At 51.9% G+C, this 5,208-nt stretch carries 4 protein-coding genes and 1 pseudogene; 4 read left to right on the top strand and 1 reads right to left on the bottom strand.

All coding sequences use genetic code 11. The annotated features are described in order from the left end of the window. The first annotated feature begins 509 nt into the window (after positions 1-509). Positions 510-998, top strand: a complete 489-nt coding sequence (locus tag CJZ82_RS17215; RefSeq protein WP_094556956.1) for a hypothetical protein — start codon at positions 510-512, stop codon at positions 996-998. Positions 999-1,055: 57 nt separating this feature from the next. Beyond that, complete coding sequence (locus CJZ82_RS17210) at positions 1,056-1,493, top strand: hypothetical protein (RefSeq protein WP_094556955.1); 438 nt, start codon at positions 1,056-1,058, stop codon at positions 1,491-1,493. A gap of 340 nt (positions 1,494-1,833) precedes the next feature. Here CJZ82_RS17210 and CJZ82_RS19250 read toward each other — a convergent pair. Then, positions 1,834-1,982: pseudogene (locus CJZ82_RS19250) on the bottom strand (transposase); the annotation flags it as partial. 311 nt (positions 1,983-2,293) lie between these two features. Here CJZ82_RS19250 and CJZ82_RS17200 point away from each other — a divergent pair. Together CJZ82_RS17200 and CJZ82_RS19245 are read left to right on the top strand one after the other, a co-directional pair. Further along, positions 2,294-4,552 carry a glycosyltransferase gene (locus CJZ82_RS17200; protein WP_094556954.1) on the top strand — a complete coding sequence of 753 codons (2,259 nt, stop codon included), beginning with the start codon at positions 2,294-2,296 and terminating at the stop codon, positions 4,550-4,552. 225 nt (positions 4,553-4,777) lie between these two features. Next, on the top strand, positions 4,778-5,208 hold a 431-nt coding region (locus CJZ82_RS19245; RefSeq protein ID WP_233130360.1), incomplete at its 3' end, for a hypothetical protein.

Raw genomic sequence — 5,208 nt, 5'->3', positions numbered from 1 at the left:
GGCAGAAGCGGTGTCGAGCACAAGGAGGAGGCGATACCACCGAGCCAACCCCATGCTGGCAGCTCAGGCCAGAGCGCCTGTGACACACTTTGAATCACCCCTGCCCTGAAAGCGGCGGCTGCTCGATGCGTTGCAAGGGCTCACCGGTTACAACCGTAAATCCCTGCTGCAGCGGCTGAATCGCCCTGAACCACCTGAGAGCGTGGATCCACCGGAGACATTGGGGCCCCAGAAACCCCACCATCAGCGCCGTTACGGCCCGGAGGTGCTGGAGGCCTTGGTGCCGCTGTGGGAGGCGAGCGACCGTCTGTGCGGTAAACGGCTGCAGGCGCTGCAGCCGCTGCAGCCGCTGCTGGTGGATTCGCTGGAGAGCCATGGCCACCTGAGCCTCGAGGGAACAGTGCGTGAGCAGCTGCTGGCGATGAGCAGCGCCACGATCGACCGGCTGCTCTCCCCCATCCGCAAGGCGAGCGCGGGCAACGGCTGGCGCCGTACGTCGCCGGGTGCCGGTGCGCACATTCAAGGGATGGGAGGACCACCACGATCCGGGTTGGCTGGAGATCGACCTGGTGGCCCACTGCGGCGGGCGGATGGAGGGCCGGTTCCTGTGGACGTTGATGGCCACCGACATTGCCACCGGCTGGAGCGAAAGCCTGCCGATCGTGATGCGCGACGGAGCGGTGGTGCTGCCGGATCAGCTGCGGGGCATCGATGCCGACAACGACCCGGTGTTCATGAACAGCCTGATGGAGGCCTGGTGCAACCGGCCTGGTCACGAGGTCGTGCTCACCCGCTCCAGGGCCTACAAGAGCAACAACCAAGCATGGGTCGAACAGAAGAACGGCATGCTGGTGCGTCGGGTGGTGGGCTACCAGCGGCTGGTGGGCCTGGAGGCGGCCCAGGTGCTGGGGGAGCTGTACGGGGCCCTGCGACTGTTTACAAAACTGTTCCAGCCGTCGTGCAAGCTCAAGAGCAGTGAACGGGACGGGGGCAGGTGAGCGCGGAGAGGGGGGGCTCAGCTGCGGGAGCTGCAGCGCGGCAGCGACCCGCTGGCGTTGCTGGAGGCGATCCGCCGCTGCCAGGGTCAGCTGGCGCTGCTTGCCAGCGGTGAGCAGGCAGCTGGTCTGGGACCAGGAGAGGCAACAACGGACAGAACAGGCGAGAGCCGGTCGCTGGAGGTGTTTCTAGGGGATCTGCAGACGCTCTGGCAGACAAGCCAGCCCAGGCTCCGGCCAGCGAAACCACGAACAGGGAAGCGGAACCGGCCAGATCCGTTCGAGCCCGATGTGGCGCTGATCGAGCGGTGGCTGGAGGAGGAACCTCTGTTGAGCTCCCAGGAGCTGATGGAGCGGCTGATGGCCCACAACCCGGAGCGCTACAGCGAGCGCCAGATGTGCACGTTGCACCGGCGTCTGCGCAGCCATCGACTGCAGCGAATCGAGGCAGAACTGGCAAAGACGACGGAATCACAGGTTCATGGGGCCAGGCCATAGAACCCAGAGCAACCCCATGGGCAGGGAGCCCGGTCGTGCCGTTGCGTTGTTGCGGCCGGCCCCCGGGCGGGGCTTGGCGGATTGCCCTTGACGATGAGGAAGGGTGAGGTCGGCGTCATGGGCATGGACAACCCAGGATCCAAACGCTTGGCAAGGAAGGCGGCGGTAACACTGAGCCACACCTGGCCAGTCTTCCGCACGTAGGAGCAGCAGAAGGGAAGGCAGGGCGCGGACTGGAGTAGCTGGACAGGAAGAAGCCAGTGTTACCAAGTGTCAATCAAATCTGGTAACAGTCCTGTGATGCAAAGCGGCCGCCTACGTAGTTGACATCGGGCAGTCCGTACTCCTTGCACTCACAGCGGGGGCAAGGAAACCATCAGGCCAGCGCGCTTGCTCCAGGGCGGCCTCGCATTTCTCCTCGGTGTCGCAGGGCTCGATAAACCTTGGCAGCGACAGGCCGGCCTGGAACTGAACTCGACTCATGGCCATGGCAGGTAGCGCTGGTACATTTATACCAGTCTAGGCGGCAAGGCCTCAAACGGAGCTTGCTGCCTAATCAAGTGTAGGATTGGAGAATTGGCCGATAATCCCTACGGCTGCAGGAACTAGTAGTGATTGGATTAAGATTTATCCAAGTTTCATCATGCTCTCAGAGTAGAAATATTAGAGGAGGCTTTGTCTTGTGGTTCGGCATATGGACCATTTGCCTAGCAATCGCTTGTGAATTATGCCATTTCGAATCGACGTTTCCAGCGCCCTCGCTTGCACCCCAATACATCAGCCGCTGAATTTGTACTGCAATGACTGGAATTCTTAGATCATTTGGCAATGAGCTAGCAACAAGAAAGTCAGTTATAAGCTGTGCTGACTTTAGTGATATACAACTTTTGGACGTTCTTTTTGAAACGAGACCAACATGGCTGAATCACATTGCAGTACCTCCTTCTGAAACAGAACAGTTTTGGACATCCAACGCGCTAAAGCGCTTTCCAACAGCTTGGGCCAATCTCCTTTTCCTTGATCTCGGCGTGATTCCGAGCAATTGCTGGCTGGAGATCACAGATAGCATAATTATGCTAATGGCCGCCGATGGGTTAGCTCTGATCTGCAACAGCAGCAAGGACATTGAAAGACTTTATTCGTTCACCGCAATACTTAGAAACTACACACCTGCTTGCTTGTCCGCATTTGGCCTAGAGTTTGCAGAAGACATCTCTCAAAACGTAGCCTGGTGCAGGAGGAGTGGCATGAACATTAGAGAAGTTTACGCGGACAGAAGTGAGCAGCAATCTGAACCCGAGCATCATATTGCTTTATTGCAGAAGCATCAATTATCGACCAAAAGGGTAGTTGATTTCTATCAGCCAGAAACTGAAGCAGTTAGTGCGGAGCTTGACTCAAGGAATAAACGCCTTCAAGATGCAGAAGATATGCTTGCATGCTCACAAGAACAGTTATTCCAGAAGCAAGTTTTACTTGATCAACTACAAGAGTCATATCAGCTGTTACAGGTACAGTTTCAGGACCAAGCAGGTGATCTTCTGACAGTTCAGTCGTCCTTGGCCATGATGGAATTGGATCGAAACTCGCTCCGGCTAGAGTCAGCTCTAATCACAAACTCATTTAAGCAGTCTCAAGATACTCTTAGTCAAGTTATTAATTCACGGTTTTGGAAGCTCACTGCCTTGCCTCGAAAGCTTTTGGACATAATTAGACCTCGCATGAGTCAAGCATATGAGGTCACGATAGCGAATAACGACGCCACCCAAGATAAAGTTCCGATCAGTGGCAATCAGATCGATCGATCCACTGATTTTGAGGATGACTTACGTGAGACTAATGACTTATTATTGACTTCGTATCACCATCCAATATCATCCGAGTCTGAATGGAAGGGTACATTCTTAAATCTTGATGATACCTCAACCAAGCTTTCTGTCATCAAGGCAACAAGAATCCTCTTCATCGATTGGAAGCTACCAGAGCCAGACAAGGATTCAGGCTCGTGTCGGATTTACGAAATCCTAAAGATTGCTGCATGTTTTGGAAAAGGTATTGACTTCATAAGCGACTCTGTTGCTTCCGATAGCAGATATGTAGATCTTCTGCTGAGTCTCGGCATAAATATTATTTCTGGACGCCAATGCGGAATGCATCACTTGCAGAAATATGGAGCCCAGTACCTTACGGTATTCATAAGTCGCCCTGAGGTTGCTATATGCTATGCACCGTTGGTGAGATGCTATGCTTCAAGTGCTCAACTTATCTATGATACAGTAGATCTTCATTTTATTAGATTTTTGCGCGGACTTGAGATTTGCGGAGAGGATTCACAAGAATCTGAGGAGCTGAATAGACTCGCGCTGAGTTATCGAGATTGCGAATTATTTTTGGCCCGCACGTCAGACAAGGTAGCGGTTGTAACAGAAGAAGAGAAGAGTATTCTATCTGATGATATTAGCGAGGAGTCAGTTTATGTTATTCCAAATATTCACTCTAGCGTAAAGTCACTGCATTCCACTTCCTTTAGCAGTCGTAACGGCATACTCTTTGTTGGCGGCTTTGATCATGCTCCCAATGTTGATGCAATTCAATATTTTTGTGAGCAAATACTTCCAAAGATTCGAAAACGTCTACCTGAAGTAGTTCTTCATGTGGTTGGAAGCAAGATGCCAGACAAGATACGCCAGCTTAGATCCAAGGAAGTGAATCCGATTGGGTATCTTGAAAGTCTAGACGAGATCTTTGCATCTGTGCGCTTATTCGTCGCTCCACTACGATATGGTGCTGGCATGAAAGGGAAAGTTGGTCAAAGTATGAGTTATGGTTTACCTGTTATTGGAACCTCAATTGCATTTGAAGGGTTTGATGTGCAACATCGTTTGCATGGAATGATCGGTGATACGTCTGACGCATTCTCAGATGCTCTTATTGAAGCCTATTCTGACCCGCTCTTATGGGGCACAATCTCTACTGAGGCCGCAAAGCTTGTGGAAAGTAGATTTTCTCCAACATCTGCTTACTCTACCTTGCGCTTATTACTTCTTGGAGAGATATAGGCTATGATAAGTAGTGCCTCTCAGCCAAGAATATCTGTATTAGTAGTAGGTGTCTATCTTGTCGACAAGCCCAATCTTGCTGTGGACATAACACAGAAGTTGCTGAGCTCTCGAAATTGGCACGTTGATTGTCGGTGGGCACTTCTAGGCTCAAAGCCACCTCCGCAGGCTCTTTATTCTCTTACATATCTTCAGCAGCAGCAGCGCATTGAAAAGACGTTAGTAGTGAATCAACTTCTCGCTAATGTCGACTTAGCTGATTACGAGTACGTTGTAGTCATTGATGACGATGTCAATCTATGTGATTATTTTCTAGATCGGTTTCTAGAAATTGTTTCCATGCGTCAATATTCTCTATCACAGCCTGCCCGTACGCACAGTAGCTACATTGACCACTTCTTTGTGTCCCAAGTCCATGGAATAGAGTCTAGACATACTAACTTTGTAGAAATTGGGCCGCTGTTCTGTGCGCATTCGAGCTGTTTTGAAGTTCTGTTCCCGTTGGATGAGGAGGCTCCTATGGGCTGGGGTCTGGATTTTGTTTGGCCTCGTCTACTTGAGGGCACCTCGAAAAATAAGATTGACTTGCCAGAATGCTGCCATGCAGATACAATAGATGCGTTGAAAATACCAAATCAATGGGGCAGCGTGGCTTT

The sequence above is a fragment of the Synechococcus sp. 1G10 genome (assembly GCF_002252625.1).
Taxonomy (GTDB): Bacteria; Cyanobacteriota; Cyanobacteriia; order PCC-6307; family Cyanobiaceae; genus Regnicoccus_A.
This window is presented reverse-complemented; position numbering and strand designations above follow the sequence as displayed.

What these genes read in the sequence shown, in the direction of transcription:
- CJZ82_RS17200 (WP_094556954.1), top strand. Translation starts at nt 2,294, where the DNA reads ATGACTGGAATTCTTAGATCATTTGGCAATGAGCTAGCAACAAGAAAG.